General features: G+C 53.5%; 14 protein-coding genes. 3 read left to right on the forward strand and 11 right to left on the reverse strand.

The window, feature by feature from the left end:
- Nucleotides 1-142: 142 nt before the first annotated feature.
- From rraA to priA, 7 genes are all read right to left on the reverse strand, one after another.
- A complete protein-coding gene (gene rraA / locus ACLJTG_RS20435; RefSeq protein ID WP_000872918.1) occupies nt 143-628 on the reverse strand; it encodes a ribonuclease E activity regulator RraA in 486 nt (161 codons plus the stop codon).
- A 92-nt stretch (nt 629-720) separates the two neighbouring features.
- Nucleotides 721-1,650: a 1,4-dihydroxy-2-naphthoate polyprenyltransferase gene (gene menA, locus ACLJTG_RS20440; RefSeq protein WP_000139639.1), complete on the reverse strand. Its 930-nt coding sequence runs from the start codon at nt 1,648-1,650 to the stop codon at nt 721-723.
- 66 nt (nt 1,651-1,716) lie between these two features.
- Entirely contained in the window at nt 1,717-3,048 is a 1,332-nt protein-coding gene (hslU, locus tag ACLJTG_RS20445) for an HslU--HslV peptidase ATPase subunit (protein ID WP_001293360.1), read from the reverse strand.
- 9 nt (nt 3,049-3,057) lie between these two features.
- A complete protein-coding gene (gene hslV / locus ACLJTG_RS20450) occupies nt 3,058-3,588 on the reverse strand; it encodes an ATP-dependent protease subunit HslV (protein ID WP_000208240.1) in 531 nt (176 codons plus the stop codon).
- Between the two features lie 91 nt (nt 3,589-3,679).
- Nucleotides 3,680-4,666 carry a cell division protein FtsN gene (gene ftsN, locus ACLJTG_RS20455; protein WP_000068802.1) on the reverse strand — a complete coding sequence of 329 codons (987 nt, stop codon included), beginning with the start codon at nt 4,664-4,666 and terminating at the stop codon, nt 3,680-3,682.
- A gap of 93 nt (nt 4,667-4,759) precedes the next feature.
- A complete protein-coding gene (gene cytR / locus ACLJTG_RS20460; RefSeq protein ID WP_000841338.1) occupies nt 4,760-5,785 on the reverse strand; it encodes a DNA-binding transcriptional regulator CytR in 1,026 nt (341 codons plus the stop codon).
- A gap of 154 nt (nt 5,786-5,939) precedes the next feature.
- Complete coding sequence (priA, locus tag ACLJTG_RS20465) at nt 5,940-8,138, reverse strand: primosomal protein N' (protein ID WP_079951461.1); 2,199 nt, start codon at nt 8,136-8,138, stop codon at nt 5,940-5,942.
- A gap of 203 nt (nt 8,139-8,341) precedes the next feature.
- Here priA and rpmE point away from each other — a divergent pair, with 203 nt between their 5' ends.
- Complete coding sequence (rpmE, locus tag ACLJTG_RS20470; protein WP_000715284.1) at nt 8,342-8,554, forward strand: 50S ribosomal protein L31; 213 nt, start codon at nt 8,342-8,344, stop codon at nt 8,552-8,554.
- A gap of 53 nt (nt 8,555-8,607) precedes the next feature.
- Here the strand turns inward: rpmE and ACLJTG_RS20475 are convergent, their stop codons facing one another.
- The 3 genes from ACLJTG_RS20475 to metJ all read right to left on the reverse strand — a co-directional run bounded on the left by ACLJTG_RS20475 (nt 8,608) and on the right by metJ (nt 12,035).
- Nucleotides 8,608-9,270: a TIGR02117 family protein gene (locus ACLJTG_RS20475; RefSeq protein ID WP_000792795.1), complete on the reverse strand. Its 663-nt coding sequence runs from the start codon at nt 9,268-9,270 to the stop codon at nt 8,608-8,610.
- Between the two features lie 200 nt (nt 9,271-9,470).
- Entirely contained in the window at nt 9,471-11,261 is a 1,791-nt protein-coding gene (locus ACLJTG_RS20480) for an aryl-sulfate sulfotransferase (protein WP_000899644.1), read from the reverse strand.
- 456 nt (nt 11,262-11,717) lie between these two features.
- Complete coding sequence (metJ, locus tag ACLJTG_RS20485) at nt 11,718-12,035, reverse strand: met regulon transcriptional regulator MetJ (RefSeq protein ID WP_000852811.1); 318 nt, start codon at nt 12,033-12,035, stop codon at nt 11,718-11,720.
- A 264-nt stretch (nt 12,036-12,299) separates the two neighbouring features.
- On the opposite strand from metJ, the gene metB reads away from it, so the two are divergent.
- Together metB and metL are read left to right on the forward strand one after the other, a co-directional pair.
- On the forward strand, nt 12,300-13,460 hold the full coding sequence (metB, locus tag ACLJTG_RS20490) for a cystathionine gamma-synthase (protein ID WP_000197213.1): 1,161 nt from the start codon (nt 12,300-12,302) through the stop codon (nt 13,458-13,460).
- Between the two features lie 2 nt (nt 13,461-13,462).
- Nucleotides 13,463-15,895 (forward strand): bifunctional aspartate kinase/homoserine dehydrogenase II, encoded by a 2,433-nt coding sequence (metL, locus tag ACLJTG_RS20495; RefSeq protein WP_079951460.1) that lies wholly within the window; start codon nt 13,463-13,465, stop codon nt 15,893-15,895.
- 115 nt (nt 15,896-16,010) lie between these two features.
- Here the strand turns inward: metL and mscS are convergent, their stop codons facing one another.
- Nucleotides 16,011-16,868 (reverse strand): small-conductance mechanosensitive channel MscS, encoded by an 858-nt coding sequence (mscS, locus tag ACLJTG_RS20500; protein ID WP_000398249.1) that lies wholly within the window; start codon nt 16,866-16,868, stop codon nt 16,011-16,013.

The following is a 16,868-nucleotide window of genomic DNA, read 5'->3' on the forward strand; positions in this document are numbered from 1 at the left end:
TTCACTTACTTGCCGCCTTGCCCTGACGCGAAATCTATAGAGGATTTAGAATGCGGACACCGGTGGGCCGGATAAGGCGTAAGCTGCCATCCGGCAATCAGCGACAACGCATAAAAAAGGCGCCGTAAGGCGCCTTTTTTGATCACTCGATATCAAGCGGGTCTTCGGAAAGGATAATCCCGGTGTTGTCGGCATAGAGATGATCGCCGGAGAAGAACGTCACGCCGCCGAAATTGACGCGCACATCGCTTTCCCCAATGCCTTCACCTGCGGCGCCAACCGGAATGGCGGCGATCGCCTGAATGCCGATATCCAGCTCTTCCAGATCGTCCACCTGACGCACCGCGCCATAGATAACCAGCCCTTCCCATTCATTTTGCGTGGCCAGACGCGCCAGCTCCGCATCGACTAATGCACGACGGACAGAACCGCCGCCATCGACCAGCAGAACCCGACCACGGCCATTTTGTTCGAGCAGATCGTACAGCAACCCGTTGTCCTCGAAACATTTTACCGTGATGATTTGTCCGCCAAACGACGACCGCCCTCCAAAATTAGAGAACAGCGGTTCCACGACGTTGACATCTTCCTGATAGATGTCACAAAGCTCGGAAGTATCGTATTTCATAGGCTTAACGTTCAGTTGCTGCGAGAATTTTTAGTATATCGCGCTAAGTATACTGTTGGCAAAATCATCAATTGTTAATTGATATTTGTCAGTTAAACGGCCCACTGACTTAAGAGTATCCCAATCACAAATAACAGGTTGGTTAACAACGCGCCTTTAACGGTACGTTCAAGCATCGGGCGCATTGCCGCAGGCTCCCTTTCGCGCATTACGTAGCGCGCTTGTTTAATGAGCAAGGGCGCGGCCAGAATAAACAACCATCCCCACGGACTGTGTAGCGAGAGCAGATTAAACAGCGCCAGACAGAGCAGCGCGCCTAGCAACAGGCAGGCGTGATAACGACGCGCGTTGACATCGCCCAGTCGTACTACAAGGGTGTTTTTGCCGTTCTCTCTGTCGCTATTAATATCGCGCAGGTTATTAATATTCAGCACCGCCGTCGCCAGTAAACCGCAGGCGGTGGCCGGGAGAATCAGCGCCGGAATCAGCGTATGCGCCTGGAGATACCAGCTCCCCATGACACTTAGCCAGCCAAAGAATACCAGGACAGAGATATCACCCAGCCCGATATAGCCGTAGGGCCGATTACCCACGGTGTAGGTGATGGCGGCGATAATCGACAGCCCGCCCAAAATCAGGAAGCCGACAAAATCGGTTAACGTATGGCACGCGACCGCCACCAGCGCCAGTCCGGAGATACAGATCAGCACGACGGTAATGATTAACGCCCGCTTCATCTCCTGTCGGGTGATGACGCCTTTTTGCATCCCCCGCAGCGGCCCGATGCGATCCGGTTTATCGCTGCCTTTGACAGCGTCGCCATAATCGTTGGCGAGGTTGGATAAAATTTGCAACAGCCCGGCGGTGATAAGGGCCAGCAGTGCGACCAGAGGATCGAAATAGCCTTGCCACCATGCCAGGGCCGTACCGACGATAATCGCCGCGAAGGCGAGGGGTAAGGTTTTGGGTCGTAAGCTTTCCAGCCAGGCCTGGGTGCGGCTAATTTGTTGTTGTTCAGTCATATTTAGCGCCAATAAAAATGGGGCTTTTCAGCCCCATCAACAGTGATGAAAATGCATTGGACGCGATTATAAGATAAAACGGCTTAGATCTTCATCTGCGACCAGCGCATCCAGATGTTTGCTCACATATTCCGCATCAATTGTGATGTTTTGGCCGTGCAGATCGCTGGCGTTATAGGAAATCTCTTCCATCAGACGCTCCAGTACGGTATGCAGACGGCGCGCGCCGATGTTTTCGGTGGTTTCGTTAACCTGCCAGGCGGCTTCGGCAATACGTTTAATACCGGAATCGGTGAACTCGATATTGACGCCTTCAGTTGCCATCAGCGCTTTATACTGCACGGTGACGGACGCGTTTGGCTCGGTCAAAATGCGTTCGAAATCGCTGGTGGTCAGCGCCTGAAGCTCAACGCGAATCGGCAGGCGGCCCTGCAGTTCCGGGATCAGATCAGACGGCTTCGCCACCTGGAACGCGCCAGAGGCGATAAACAGAATATGATCCGTTTTGACCATCCCGTGTTTGGTCGAAACCGTGCAGCCTTCTACCAGCGGCAGTAAGTCGCGCTGTACGCCTTCGCGTGAAACATCCGGGCCGGAGGTTTCGCCACGCTTACAAATTTTGTCAATTTCATCGATAAACACGATGCCGTGCTGTTCAACCGCGTCGATAGCGTCCTGTTTCAGCTCTTCCGGGTTGACCAGCTTAGCAGCCTCTTCTTCAACCAACAGTTTCATCGCGTCTTTAATTTTCAGCTTACGCGGTTTCTGTTTCTGACCGCCCAGGTTCTGGAACATAGACTGCAACTGGCTGGTCATCTCTTCCATGCCCGGAGGCGCCATAATCTCTACGCCCATCGGCGCGGCGGCGAGGTTAATCTCGATCTCTTTATCGTCGAGCTGGCCTTCGCGCAGTTTTTTGCGGAACGTTTGACGGGCGGCAGAAGGCTCCTGCTGCTGTTCGGCCTGGCCCCAGTTATTTTTTGCGGGTGGGATCAGCACGTCGAGAATACGTTCTTCCGCCAACTCTTCCGCACGATAGCGGTTTTTCTCGATAGCCTGTACGCGAACCATTTTCACAGCGGCATCGGTCAGATCGCGGATGATAGAGTCCACTTCTTTCCCGACGTAGCCCACTTCGGTGAATTTGGTGGCTTCGACTTTAATGAACGGTGCGTTGGCGAGTTTTGCCAGACGACGGGCGATTTCGGTTTTACCGACGCCGGTCGGGCCAATCATCAGAATATTTTTCGGCGTTACTTCGTGGCGCAGCTCTTCATCAAGCTGCATACGACGCCAGCGGTTACGCAATGCAATCGCCACGGAACGCTTTGCGTTATCCTGGCCGATAATGTGTTTGTTCAGTTCGCTGACAATTTCGCGTGGGGTCATTTCAGACATGAGGGGTCCTTACGCTTTGGCGGTCAATTCTTCAATGGTGTGGAAATGGTTGGTGTAAATGCAGATATCGCCTGCAATATCCAACGCCTTTTCAGCAATTTCGCGCGCGCCGAGCTCGGTATTTTCCAACAGAGCGCGAGCGGCAGCCTGGGCATAAGGACCGCCGGAGCCGATAGCAATTAAATCGTTTTCAGGTTGCACGACATCGCCGTTACCCGTGATGATGAGCGAGGCGGTTTCATCCGCGACGGCCAGCAACGCTTCCAGTTTGCGTAGCATACGGTCGGTACGCCAGTCTTTCGCCAGTTCAACGGCGGCTTTGACCAGGTGCCCCTGATGCATTTCCAGTTTACGTTCAAACAGCTCGAACAGCGTGAATGCATCCGCAGTACCGCCCGCAAAGCCCGCAATGACCTTGTCGTTGTAGAGGCGGCGGACTTTCTTCACGTTGCCTTTCATTACTGTGTTACCCAGTGTGGCCTGACCATCACCGGCGATTACCACGTGGCCGTTACGGCGTACGCTTACTATTGTTGTCACGAGCAGACCCCTTGGTTACTAATGCTGAATTGCGGCCCCGTACGGCGTACGGGGCATAATGCAAGTATAGATGGGGGAGATTTTGAGGGTTTCAACCCCCGGTGGCGAGTCGAATGCAGTTTGTATGGCCCGCCATCTTCAGACGGTTAATGGTGCTGTCGGCATTTTCTTTACCTTTCACCGGCCCGATAACCACGCGATTCCAGCCGTTATTGGTGGTAATTTTGGAGTCAAAGCCTTCAAACGCCAGCTGAGCGCGGACGCTTTCTGCCTGCTCAGCGCCTTTGAATGAACCACATTGCACCATCCAGCGACGTTCATCTTTTTTCTCTGCTGTCGCCTTCGGCGCTTCAGGCGCGCGCGTAATGGGCGCGGCTTTTGGCGCTGCCGCGCTGGTATGCGCCGGCGTTTGCAGCAAATCCTGATAAGGTTGCTGCGAGGCCGTCTGCTTCGGCGGCTGACTTTGGCGCGCGGGTTGCGCCGGGGCGGACTGTACCGTGCGCGTTTGCGGCTGTTCGTTTACCCGCGGCTGCGTACGTGGTTGCTGAACAGGCTGCGTTTGAGCCCACTGCTGCTGCTGCTGCTGCTGCTGCGCCTGACGCTGGCGCTGTAGCGTTTGCTGGCGTTGTTCTGGCGTCTGCTCGTTCCACGGCACTTCGTTAAGTTGCGTTGGCTGCTGACGCATATCCGCCTGCATCTGCTCCAGGAGTTGACGCTGTTCGCTGGTGAGCTGATTCGGATTCATGACTTCGCCGCCGGCGGACGGTTCCGTTGGCGTACGCACGCCCGGCTGGCGACTTTCCAGCTCTTTGATGTAACGCCAGCGCTCTTCCGGTTTTGGCGGAAGCCCATTGCCGGTGACTTTCTGGTTTTGTAGCGTTTCGGACTCTTCTTTCTTATGGTGAGTAATGAAGTACAGACCGCCGATAAAGGTCACAAGGACGGCTGCCGCAATCGCGACCATTGCCGGCGAGACGGCAGGCATGTTGCTTTGCTTCTTCCGTGAGTTCCGTGAGGTGCTCTTTTTGCGCCGCGAAGGAGCCGGTTGGCCGCGACGTACATAATCTCGTTGTGCCACTATCGTTTCGCTGTATTTATTCGTTCGTCAGCCCGTCATGTTACTGAAGCGGCGGGCCTTTGACCAGACAGGTGAGTCTTAAAGCTATTTACTTTAGGGTAAAGCGCGCGTAGAACCGCGAATAATCAGCTCGCAATCCATTAAACGCGAGCCGCTGCTCACATTTTGCCCCTGCATCTGATCGAGCAACAGCAGCATCGCCTCGCGACCAATGTCAAAACGCGGCTGCGCCACGGTTGTCAACGGAGGGTCGCAAAACTCGGCCAGCGCGATATTGTCAAAGCCGATAATCGACAGATCGTCAGGCACTTTCAGACCCTGGCGCTTGGCCCAGGAGACGGCGCCCAGCGCCATTACGTCGCTATGACAAAAGACGGCGGTAGGCGGCAACGGTTGCTCAAGCAACTGCTTTAATGCGTTTGCCCCGGCTTCAAAGGTAAAGTCGCCACGGGCGATGTAATGCGGATCGACCACAATGCCACTGCGTCTTAATGCCTGTACGTAACCTTGTAAGCGATAGTGACAGAGCGGCATATCTTCCGGCCCCGCAATACAACCAATCCGCTTGTGGCCCAAATCCAACAGGTAGTTCATGGCGTTGAACGCGGCGGTCAGGTTATCGATATGTACCGTCGGCAGTTCAAGCTCCGGCGCAAACTCATTCGACATCACCATCGGAGGCAAATTGCGCTGCTCCTCAACGCTGGCGTCAAAGGGCAGCCGGGAACTGAGAAGTACCATGCCGTCGATCTGTTTGGTGATGATGAGATTAAGAAAGGTTTTTTCTTTCTGGTTTTGATGGGCGCAATCGCCAATCAGCACCAGATACCCCTGTTCTGCCGCGGTCACTTCGATACCGCGGATAATTTCACTGAAGAAGGGATCGCAAATATCCGGGACAATCACCAGAATCGTACGGGATTCATTGCGTTTTACATTTCGCCCCATCGACTGCGGGAAATAACCCACTTCAAGCGCGGCCTGCTCAACCCGGCTACGGGTCGACTGGGAGACTTTATCGGGGTTCATTAACGCGCGGGATACGGTTGCTGTAGAGACTTTCGCCTTCAACGCAACATCCTTCATCGTAGCGGCAGTAACCTGCTTGTTCGATTTCACTCTTTCTCCTCGCCTGGGAACTGCTGGCGCAGATCTATCCCTGGTAACACTCATCGAAAACATTTTTATCAGATAGTGCGTGGAAGCGGTTACAGAATTTTCATAAAAAGTGTGATGGATCTTTAATTTTACGATCCGCCTCGCATCGTGAGGACTATCCTTCAATCGGATCGACGTCCAGAACCCATTTAACTTTCCGCGCTTCCGGGAGCGTATTGATCAACGCCAGCGTGCCGCTGATGATGTGTTGCAGGCGAATCCGTGAAGGATGCTGAAGTAAAATTTGCCAGCGATAGCGGCCGCCGCGTTTTGGCGCGAGGGCCGGAACCGGACCTAAGATCCACAGCTTATCGTCTGATAGCGGGCTGGCCTGAATCAGATTACGCAACTGTTGGAGAAAGACGGGCGCCTGCTGATTGTTGTGATCCTCTGCGCGAATAATGACGTGGCTGGTCCACGGCGGAAGCTGGAGCGTTTGCCGTTCCGCCAGCGCCTGCTCCGCAAACGCATCATAGCCTTTATACAGTAACGTTTGCAGCAGGGGATGCTCAGGATGGTGCGTTTGGAGCACCACTTCGCCCTGTTTGCCCGCGCGCCCGGCGCGACCGGAAACCTGAGTGTAGAGCTGGGCGAAGCGTTCCGCCGAACGAAAATCTGCGGAAAAAAGCGCGCCATCGACGTCCAACAACGCCACCAGCGTGACGTCCGGGAAGTGATGGCCTTTCGCCAGCATTTGTGTGCCTATCAGAATGCGCGCTCCGCCGCGGTGAACTTCCGCCAGATGCTGCTCCAGCGCGCCTTTACGACTGGTGGTATCGCGGTCGATTCGTGAGATCGGCACGCCGGGGAAGAAGGGCGCCAGCACCTGCTCCAGCTGTTCCGTCCCTAACCCAACCGGTAGCATATGTGTGGAGCCGCAGGAGGGGCACTGACGCGGCACCGGACGCTGGCTGTCGCAGTGATGACAGCGTAAATGATGCTGCGCCTGGTGCAGCGTGTAGTAGTGATCGCAACGCGGGCACTCCGCAATCCAGCCGCAGTCGTGGCAAAGCAGCGCGGGCGCGAATCCCCGGCGGTTAAGAAATAAAATTACCTGATTGTCGGCCTGGAGATGTTGGCGCATACGGGCGATAAGGGCGGGCGCCAGTCCCGCCTGAAGACGCTGGCCTTTTAAATCCAGCACATGCTGTAGGGCTGGGCGGGCGTTGCCTGCGCGCCGCGTCAGACGCAGCATCCGGTATTTTTTCTGCCGCACGTTGCATAGCGTTTCCAGGGCTGGGGTGGCGGAGCCGAGAATAATCGGGATCTGCTCGCTATGGGCGCGATACACAGCCAAATCGCGGGCATGGTAGCGCCACCCTTCCTGCTGTTTATAAGAGCTGTCGTGCTCTTCGTCGATGACAATTACGCCAAGATTTTTAAACGGCGTAAACAGCGAGGAGCGCGTGCCGATGACAATCGCCGCTTCGCCGTTTTTCGCTTTCAGCCATGCCGAAAGACGCTCGCTGTCGTTTAGCCCGGAATGCAGCACTTCCACCGGCGCGTTAAAACGTTCGCGAAAACGGGCGATCGTTTGCGGCGTCAGGCCGATTTCCGGCACCATCACCAGCGCCTGTTTGCCCTGGGCGAGGACGTTTTCCAGCACGCTCAGATACACTTCGGTCTTGCCGGAACCGGTTACGCCTGCCAGCAACCAGGCGGAGAAACCGTCCGACGTGCTGTGAATCGCGCCGACTGCTGTCGCCTGTTCGGTATTCAGCCGCAGGCGCTCTCCTGCGACGGCATAACGCTCCCGCCAGTCGGTAAACGCGGGCGTTTCACTGGCAAGCTCACAAAGTCCCTTACGCCGCAGCGTTTGCAGCGTGGCGTCAGTAAAATCAAGCTCGGCTACCTGATAGCGCCAGATCTTTCCTTGCCGTAGCGCCGCCAGCGCCTGTTGTTGTTTGGCGGAGCGTTTCAGGCTGTTGATATCGACGGCTTGCCCCTCTTCGGTGGCGAACCAATACCATAGGGGCGCGTTGCTGGCTGGTTTTCCCTGACGCAATAAAACCGGCAGAGCGTGAAACAGAACGTCGCCGAGGGGATGGTGGTAGTAATCCGCCGCCCAGAGGAGTAAGCGCCAGATGGAGGGAGAAAAGATTGGCTCGTTATCCAGGATTTCAATGACCGATTTTAATTCATCGAGCGGCAATTCGCTGTGGTCGCTAACCGAGACGACAATGCCCACGCGCTCTTGCTGCTTGCCGAATGGCACGCGCACGCGGCACCCGGCTTTGGCGACCCCGCCTTCCGGCAGCAGGTAATCAAAGGTTCGGGGAAGCGGAACGGGCAAGGCAACGTGCGCGACGGACATAGCATCTTCCTGACTTGAAATTTCGTCGGGTAGTATACACATTACGATAAGGGAGCGCGGATCAGTTTGCATACGGTGGTCAAATTCTGTATGATTCGCCGCCTTTGGTGCGTGTTGTGAGCATCAAACCCTTTACTATTAACTTCGCGTGGTGTCTGGCGTTAGGGCTGGAAGAGCGACGCGGCCTTACACTGAGGTTCCCCATGAAAAAAGGTATTCACCCGAATTACGTAGAAATTACTGCAACCTGTTCTTGCGGTAATGTTATCAAAACCCACTCTACCGTGGGTCACGACCTGAACCTGGACGTGTGCGGCAAATGCCACCCGTTCTTCACTGGTAAGCAGCGTGTTGTTGATACCGGTGGTCGTGTTGAGCGCTTCAACAAGCGCTTCAGCATCCCTGGCAGCAAATAAGTTACTAAGTTACCGCCAGAAAAAAAAGCGCCGCAGGGCGCTTTTTTTGTTTTCTAGGGATAACAGTATTTGTTCAGACACATTCTGTGATCCGTAATCGCTTTCATTACGCTTCCTGCCGTGAGTTTTAACGAAGGATTTATAGTCAGTCCCGCGCTTTCCAGCCCCTTCGCTGTCCATTTATTGCAGGTATTGAGTATGCCGTAGCGGCCATTCGCGGCGTAAAACTGGCTATCGCCGTAAATTCCTTGTTTTAACGGAATCAGATTACCCTCTGCGTCACGCGCAAAGCTGCGGCCCAGATAACGCATCAGACTGTTACGCTGGTTTGTGTGCAGGAGCAGTGATTTTATCTCGCTACCGGCGAAATAGCGTTCTGGTTTACCGGAAAAGGCGACGATGTGCATAACCGCGCCGGATGACCAGAACATGGCCTGGAGCGTAAGCGCGGTGGTTATTTCTTGTGACTGATAAAAGCCCTTATCGCCCCAGCCGATTTCATACCACTGCGTCTCCTGAGCGAACCGTTTTTTAAGCTGTGGCAGAACGGTATTAACATCATGGGCCGGCGCAATAATTCCCGTGTGCCAGCCATGACTGACGATATAGATTTCCGTCGGGGAGGGCTGTCCGCCTGTCGTAGGTTTTACGGCTTGTGGAAAGGTTGTGCAGCCATATAGCAATAAACTTAACCAGGCGATAAAGAGATTTTTCATGACATATCACCAGCAAAGGCGCGGTATGTTGTGGCGTTTGTCTAATGACGCTGCGTTTATCGGGTCGGTGCCGGATTGGTAATTCATTGATATTTTTGCATTCCTCTTCGAGGGCAATAAGGCGAATGTCATAACTACAATACGTTTTAACCATTCAGGCGGAAGTTAGCTTCCGCCTGTTTTACTTTTACTATCACGCTTTATTTTTTAAACATCTGCTCTGGATCGATAATCAGCGCCCGATAACCCAGCATACCGGCACGGTTACTGTGTACTTTTAGCTCCAGCATCACATCCTGAGTACCGTCTTTGACTTCATCCAGAACGGAAACGATCGGTTTTGTACCGCTCATTCCCGCTGTAGCCGAGTACATGAACATCGTTTTGGTTTCCGGGCGATATTCCGTGACGGAAGTAATGGCGCTGTACCAGTCAAAACCGCGCTCTTTACCATATTCCCACATTTGGGAAACTGTCATATTTTTTTCGTCAATTTGATATTCCACGCCGCGGGAATATTTCATTGATGGCATGGCCGGTTGTTCCATGCCGCGCGCATCGCCGTTATCAAAGGCGGTCACGACGGTTTTACCTCCGGTGCTTTTGGATGGCACTAACCAACCGGTATGTTGTGTCCATGTCCAGTCAAATCCACCGTCGCAGTGGTGCGCTTCGCAGGTTAGTGGTTTACCGTTGCTGTCTACGGGTTTCAGCACTTTTTTCGCCAGTTCGCCTTTCCAGCCGGATGGATCGGAAAGTATCCATTTCACTTTTTTATCGCGACCAATTTTGATGATGGCAGACTGGTGGCGCGAGCTAATGATAATGCTGTCGTCGCGAGGATCGTAGCTGACGGAGTTAACATGCGCCCAGTTGCGGCCCGGGCCGGAACCCGCGATATCGCCGAAGGGTTGTTTTGCAAGCTGCTCTTTGGTCATGACCTGACCGGAGTGTTCGGCATCGACGCTCAAACATACCGCTCCCTGATCCATCGCCAGAATAACGTCGTCACGATAGGGGTCGAGGATTTTTGGCAGATCCCAGTAATCGACGGTATCGCCGTTCTGGTCAACTTCAAGAATATGATCACGCACCGTATTGATGGTGTATTTACCATTTAATGGATAATTTTCTTTTGCGACACGCAGCAGGTAGGTGCCTTTCGGCGTTTCGGTAATGGCGTGCGAAAAATCAATAAATCCTTTTGGCAGTCGTTTATCGGAAATAACGCGGCCTAAGAAATCATATTTAAAGTAACGTTGACCCTGGCCAAAAATAAGATTGCCATCGTTAACCTGATGGAAGCTCATCATGGAACCAAAGCGCGTTATATCATCCTGGTTACGGAATTTATCAATATTCATATAGCCGCGAACATCGCCATTCGTATCGCTAATCCAGTTGATACCGGTATAATCCCAGTTCGCCGCGCCGCCTGCGACATGCATAATGTGGCCGGCTCTTGGCATCCCCGTTATATGGTTAAAAAGATATAAGCGATTTTTAAGCGAGCTATCGACTTTAACCGGTTCTACCGTAGGAAGAACGGCAGTTTGCCCGGTAGTAGAGGGTAATGATACCGGTGCGGCGTAAATGGACCACGTATAAGTTTGTTTTTTACCTTCTTCAGTCCAGTCAACTTTAACTTTATTGACATAATCTGGATACAAGCCAAATACAGGTATGCCGTCATGGGTATTTATAGCCTGCGGGCCGACATCATAACTGATCGGGATACCTTTTTCCCCTTTCCCTAAAACGGTAACCTTCACGTTCTGTACATTATGATTGGCTTTATTAATGATTGCTGTTAATGGGAAAACGCCGCCGTAGGGGGCGACATCGACCATACCTAATGGCCCCTCATGGACTGGAATGACATCTGCTGATGCGACCATTGGCCTGTTTGGGTCTAAAACACCTGAGGCCAAAACGCTGCCGCTCAAACACAGGCAGCATAATACAGGTAAGACTTTCCTTGTAAATAACATATTTATTTCCCCATTCGATATTATCGATAAAATGAATGTATATTAACCTTCTTATTTATCGGAGATGAAAAAACATTTAAAAAAGTAAAACAATCCGCGGAGGGGAATAATGATGTTGGTCACAAATATGAGGTGTCCATGGTCTTTTTAACAATACTTATCGTTATACTATTTGTTCAGTAAATATATGGCGGTGTATTATTATTCATGTACGCTTTGCTACGTGAAACATTAAATAAATATTGGAAGTTTAAATATAATAAAATTATATCGGTTATGGCATGTCGGGAATTTTTTGCAGGAAAATAACGAAGAGAAACTTATCATGTCTGACAAATTTATCCACTGAGGGCTATTCGGGAAGATGAACGGTTAGAAAAATGTCGGAGATAGCTGTGTACAGGGGGAATCGTTAAAAAAGCGCGGCCAGAGGCGTTCTGACCGCATGCTTTGCTATCAGTATTCCCACGTTTCCGGGTCAATCCCCATCTCACGCATGATCTCTTTTGCCGCTTCCGGGATTTCATCGCTGCGCTCTTTTCGCAGATCGGCATCATCCGGCAAGGGTTGCCCGGTAAAGGCGTGCAGAAATGCTTCACACAACAGCTCGCTGTTGGTGGCGTGGCGCAGGTTGTTCACCTGACGACGCGTACGTTCATCGGTGAGGATTTTTAACACCTTCAGAGGAATGGAAACCGTAATTTTTTTGACTTGCTCACTCTTCTTACCGTGCTCAGCGTATGGGCTGATATATTCGCCGCTCCATTCAGCCATGAGATACTTAATCCTCTTCGTCATTAATATTGAGGTCTGAACCTGAGCCCGGACCATAATCGCGCGTAGTTTACCGTAGTGGCGCGGCCCTGACACGAAGTTAGCGGTCGCAGATGTGCGCTAATGCATATAATTTTAACGGCTATTTGCGGTTTGCTCAATCTATACGCAAAGAAGTTTAGATGTCCAGATGTATTGACGTCTATTGTGGTAGTGGTTAATCTGTGGCCTGACTTTCACCGACTCAGCCAGGAATATCTTCATATGACGCGTAAACAGGCCACTATCGCAGTGCGTAGCGGATTAAACGACGACGAGCAATACGGCTGCGTTGTGCCGCCAATCCACCTCTCCAGTACCTATAACTTTACCGGTTTCAATGAGCCGCGCGCGCATGATTATTCCCGCCGCGGTAATCCCACGCGTGATGTGGTTCAGCGCGCATTAGCGGAACTGGAAGGCGGCGCGGGCGCGGTATTGACGAATACCGGCATGTCGGCGATTCATCTGGTCACCACCGTTTTCCTCAAGCCGGGCGATCTGCTGGTCGCGCCGCATGATTGCTACGGCGGCAGTTATCGTCTGTTTGACAGTCTGGCGACACGCGGCTGTTATCGTGTGCGGTTTGTCGATCAGGGCGATGAACGCGCCTTACAGGCGGCGCTGGAAGAAAAACCGAAGCTGGTACTGGTAGAAAGTCCAAGTAATCCATTGTTACGCGTGGTGGATATTGCGAAAATCTGTCGGCTGGCGCGCGAGGCGGGCGCAGTGAGCGTCGTTGATAACACGTTTTTAAGCCCGGCGCTGCAAAATCCGCTGGCGTTGGGTGCCGATCTGGTGTTGCATTCATGCACGAAATATCTCAATGGTCATTCGGATGTTGTGGCCGGCGTGGTGATTGCTAAAGATCCGGAAATGGTCACTGAACTGGCGTGGTGGGCGAATAATATTGGCGTGACCGGCGGGGCGTTTGATAGCTATCTGCTGCTGCGCGGTTTGCGAACTCTGGTGCCGCGTATGGAGCTGGCGCAGCGCAACGCGCAGGCGATTGTGAAATATCTGCAAACCCAGCCGTTGGTGAAAAAACTGTATCACCCGTCGCTGCCGGAAAATCAGGGGCATGAAATTGCCGCGCGCCAGCAAAAAGGCTTTGGCGCAATGTTGAGTTTTGAACTGGATGGGGATGAGGAGACGCTGCGTCGTTTTCTGGGCGGGCTGTCGCTGTTTACGCTGGCGGAATCTTTAGGGGGAGTGGAAAGTTTGATCTCTCACGCCGCCACCATGACGCATGCCGGTATGTCGCCGCAGGCGCGTGCCGCCGCCGGGATCTCCGAAACGCTACTGCGTATCTCCACCGGTATTGAAGATGGCGAAGATTTAATTGCCGACCTGGAAAATGGCTTCCGGGCTGCAAACAAGGGGTAAACATGAGTGTGATTGCGCAGGCAGGGGCGAAAGGTCGTCAACTGCATAAATTTGGCGGCAGTAGTCTGGCGGATGTGAAGTGTTACCTGCGTGTCGCAGGCATTATGGCGGAGTATTCGCAGCCTGACGATATGATGGTAGTGTCCGCCGCAGGCAGTACCACCAACCAGTTGATTAGCTGGCTCAAGTTAAGCCAGACCGATCGCCTTTCTGCGCATCAGGTATTACAGACGTTACGCCGCTACCAGTGCGATCTGATTAGCGGGCTGCTTCCCGCCGACGCGGCAGATGACTTAATCAGCGCTTTTATCAGCGATCTGGAACGTCTTGCCGCCTTGCTCGACGGCGGCGTAACGGATGCCGTCTATGCTGAGATTGTCGGACACGGCGAAATTTGGTCGGCGAGATTGATGTCCGCCGTCCTGAATCAGCAGGGGCTGGATGCCGCCTGGCTGGACGCGCGCGCATTTTTACGCGCCGAACGCGCCGCACAGCCGCAGGTTGATGAAGGGCTATCTTATCCTTTATTGCAGCAGCTACTGGCGCAGCATCCGGGCAAACGTCTGGTCGTGACCGGCTTTATCAGCCGCAATCATGACGGCGAAACAGTCCTGTTAGGCCGGAACGGTTCCGACTATTCCGCCACGCAAATCGGCGCGCTGGCGGGCGTTTCCCGCGTGACCATCTGGAGCGATGTCGCGGGCGTTTATAGCGCCGACCCGCGCAAAGTGAAAGATGCCTGCCTGCTGCCGTTGCTGCGTCTGGACGAAGCCAGCGAGCTGGCGCGTCTGGCGGCGCCTGTTCTGCACGCCCGCACGCTACAGCCAGTGTCCGGCAGCGATATCGATTTGCAGTTGCGCTGTAGCTACACGCCGGATCAAGGGTCAACCCGAATTGAACGAGTGCTGGCTTCCGGGACGGGCGCGCGTATCGTGACCAGTCACGATGATATCTGTCTGATTGAGTTTCAGGTGCCTGCCAGCCAGGATTTCAGGCTGGCGCATAAAGAGCTCGACCACATTTTAAAACGGGCGCAGGTGCGTCCGCTGGCGGTGGGCGTGCATCGCGATCGCCAGCTATTGCAGTTCTGCTATACCGCCGAGGTAGCGGATAGCGTACTGAAACTCCTCGACGATGTCGGGCTGCCGGGCGAATTGCGCCTGCGACAGGGGCTGGCGCTGGTGGCGATGGTCGGTGCGGGCGTCACTCGCAATCCGCTACACTGCCATCGCTTCTGGCAGCAGTTGAAAGGTCAGCCAGTGGAATTTACCTGGCAGTCGGAGGAGGGCATCAGTCTGGTGGCGGTGCTGCGTACCGGCCCAACTGAGAGCCTGATTCAGGGACTGCATCAGTCGGTTTTCCGCGCCGAAAAACGCATTGGCCTGATGCTGTTCGGTAAGGGGAACATCGGTTCCCGTTGGCTGGAACTGTTTGCCCGTGAACAAAGCACGCTTTCCGCGCGTACTGGTTTTGAATTTGTGCTGGCGGGCGTGGTGGATAGCCGCCGTAGCCTGTTGAATTATGAAGGGCTGGACGCCAGCCGCGCGCTGGCATTCTTTGATGATGAAGCCGTTGAGCAGGACGAAGAGTCGCTATTCCTGTGGATGCGTGCGCATCCGTATGATGATTTAGTGGTGCTGGATGTGACAGCAAGCGAGCAACTGGCCGATCAGTACCTTGATTTCGCCAGCCACGGTTTTCATGTGATTAGCGCCAATAAACTGGCGGGCGCAAGCGCCAGCGATAAGTATCGCCAGATTCATGACGCGTTTGAAAAAACCGGGCGTTACTGGCTGTATAACGCCACCGTGGGCGCGGGATTGCCGATCAACCACACGGTGCGGGATCTGATTGACAGCGGCGATACGATTCTCTCGATCAGCGGGATCTTCTCCGGGACGCTATCCTGGCTGTTCCTGCAATTTGACGGCACGGTGCCGTTTACCGATCTGGTGGATCAGGCCTGGCAGCAGGGGCTGACCGAACCCGATCCGCGCGTCGATCTTTCCGGAAAAGATGTCATGCGTAAGCTGGTGATTCTGGCGCGCGAGGCGGGATACGACATCGAGCCGGATCAGGTGCGTGTAGAATCGTTGGTGCCGGCGCACTGTGAAGAAGGGTCTATCGATCACTTTTTCGAAAACGGCGACGCGCTGAATGAACAGATGGTGCAGCGTCTGGAGGCAGCCCGCGAACTGGGGCTGGTGTTGCGTTACGTGGCGCGTTTCGACGCCAATGGCAAAGCGCGCGTCGGCGTTGAAGCGGTGCGTCCGGAACATCCGCTGGCGGCGCTGCTGCCGTGCGATAATGTCTTTGCTATTGAAAGCCGCTGGTATCGCGATAACCCGCTGGTGATCCGTGGGCCGGGCGCGGGTCGAGATGTGACCGCCGGGGCGATTCAGTCGGATATCAACCGCCTGGCGCAGTTGCTGTAATAAAGGCAAGTTCGTGAGCGAAGCGCCGGGTTGCGCTTCGCTCCCTCATCAATACGTTATGCAGTCATTCTGTAGATACTGATATACGAAGCGCCATCCGATTGCTGACGAAACATTATGGCGTGATGCTTTTTACATTCTCAACCCGGACATCCATCCGGGGGTAAGGAATATTGATGCCGTTTTCATCCATTGCTTCCTTGATATTTTCCAGAAGATCGTAGTAAGTACTCCAGTACTGAGCGTTGGGCACCCATACGCGAACATAGAAATTCAGGCTAGAGGGCGCAAGTTCGCCCAGGCGGACCGTAATATCGCGGGTTTTATCAATGCGATGATCTTGCTCAATAATACGATGTATCACGTTTTTTACGTCAGCAATACGGCTTTGGTAATCCACGCCAATAATCAGATCAATACGTCGATAGGGGTGTCGTGAATAGTTGATAATATTATCAGCAATAATTTTACCATTCGGGATGACAACTTCTTTGCTATCCGCAGTGAGCAGAGTGGTGGAGAAAATATGGACCTTTTCTACTGTGCCGATAACCAGGCCAATTTGTACAATTTCCCCGGCGCGGAAAGGGCGCAGGGAGACAAGCAGTACGCCTGCGGCAAAGTTGGAAAGTGACCCTTGCAGCGCCAGACCAATGGCTAAACCCGCCGCGCCGATAACGGCAATAATTGAGGAGGTTTCTATACCGACACGGCCAAGAGCGGCTACTGCCGTGAAAGCTATCGTGATGTAGCGAACCAGCGCGGAGAAAAAGTGGACAATAGTGGCATCCACTTGCCGCCTGAGAAGTAATTTTTCCAGCCCCCTCGATAGTAAGCGAGCTATTAACTTACCGATGAAAAGTAGAATGATGGCGGCAACAACATTCCAGCCAAAATGAATTACCGAGTCACTGTGCTCGGCCATCCATTTGATCGCGCCTTTAATTTTTGGAAATAGCTCAAAACCTTCCAT

This window comes from Salmonella sp. SAL00672 (assembly GCF_046552175.1).
Taxonomy (GTDB): domain Bacteria; phylum Pseudomonadota; class Gammaproteobacteria; order Enterobacterales; family Enterobacteriaceae; genus Salmonella; species Salmonella enterica.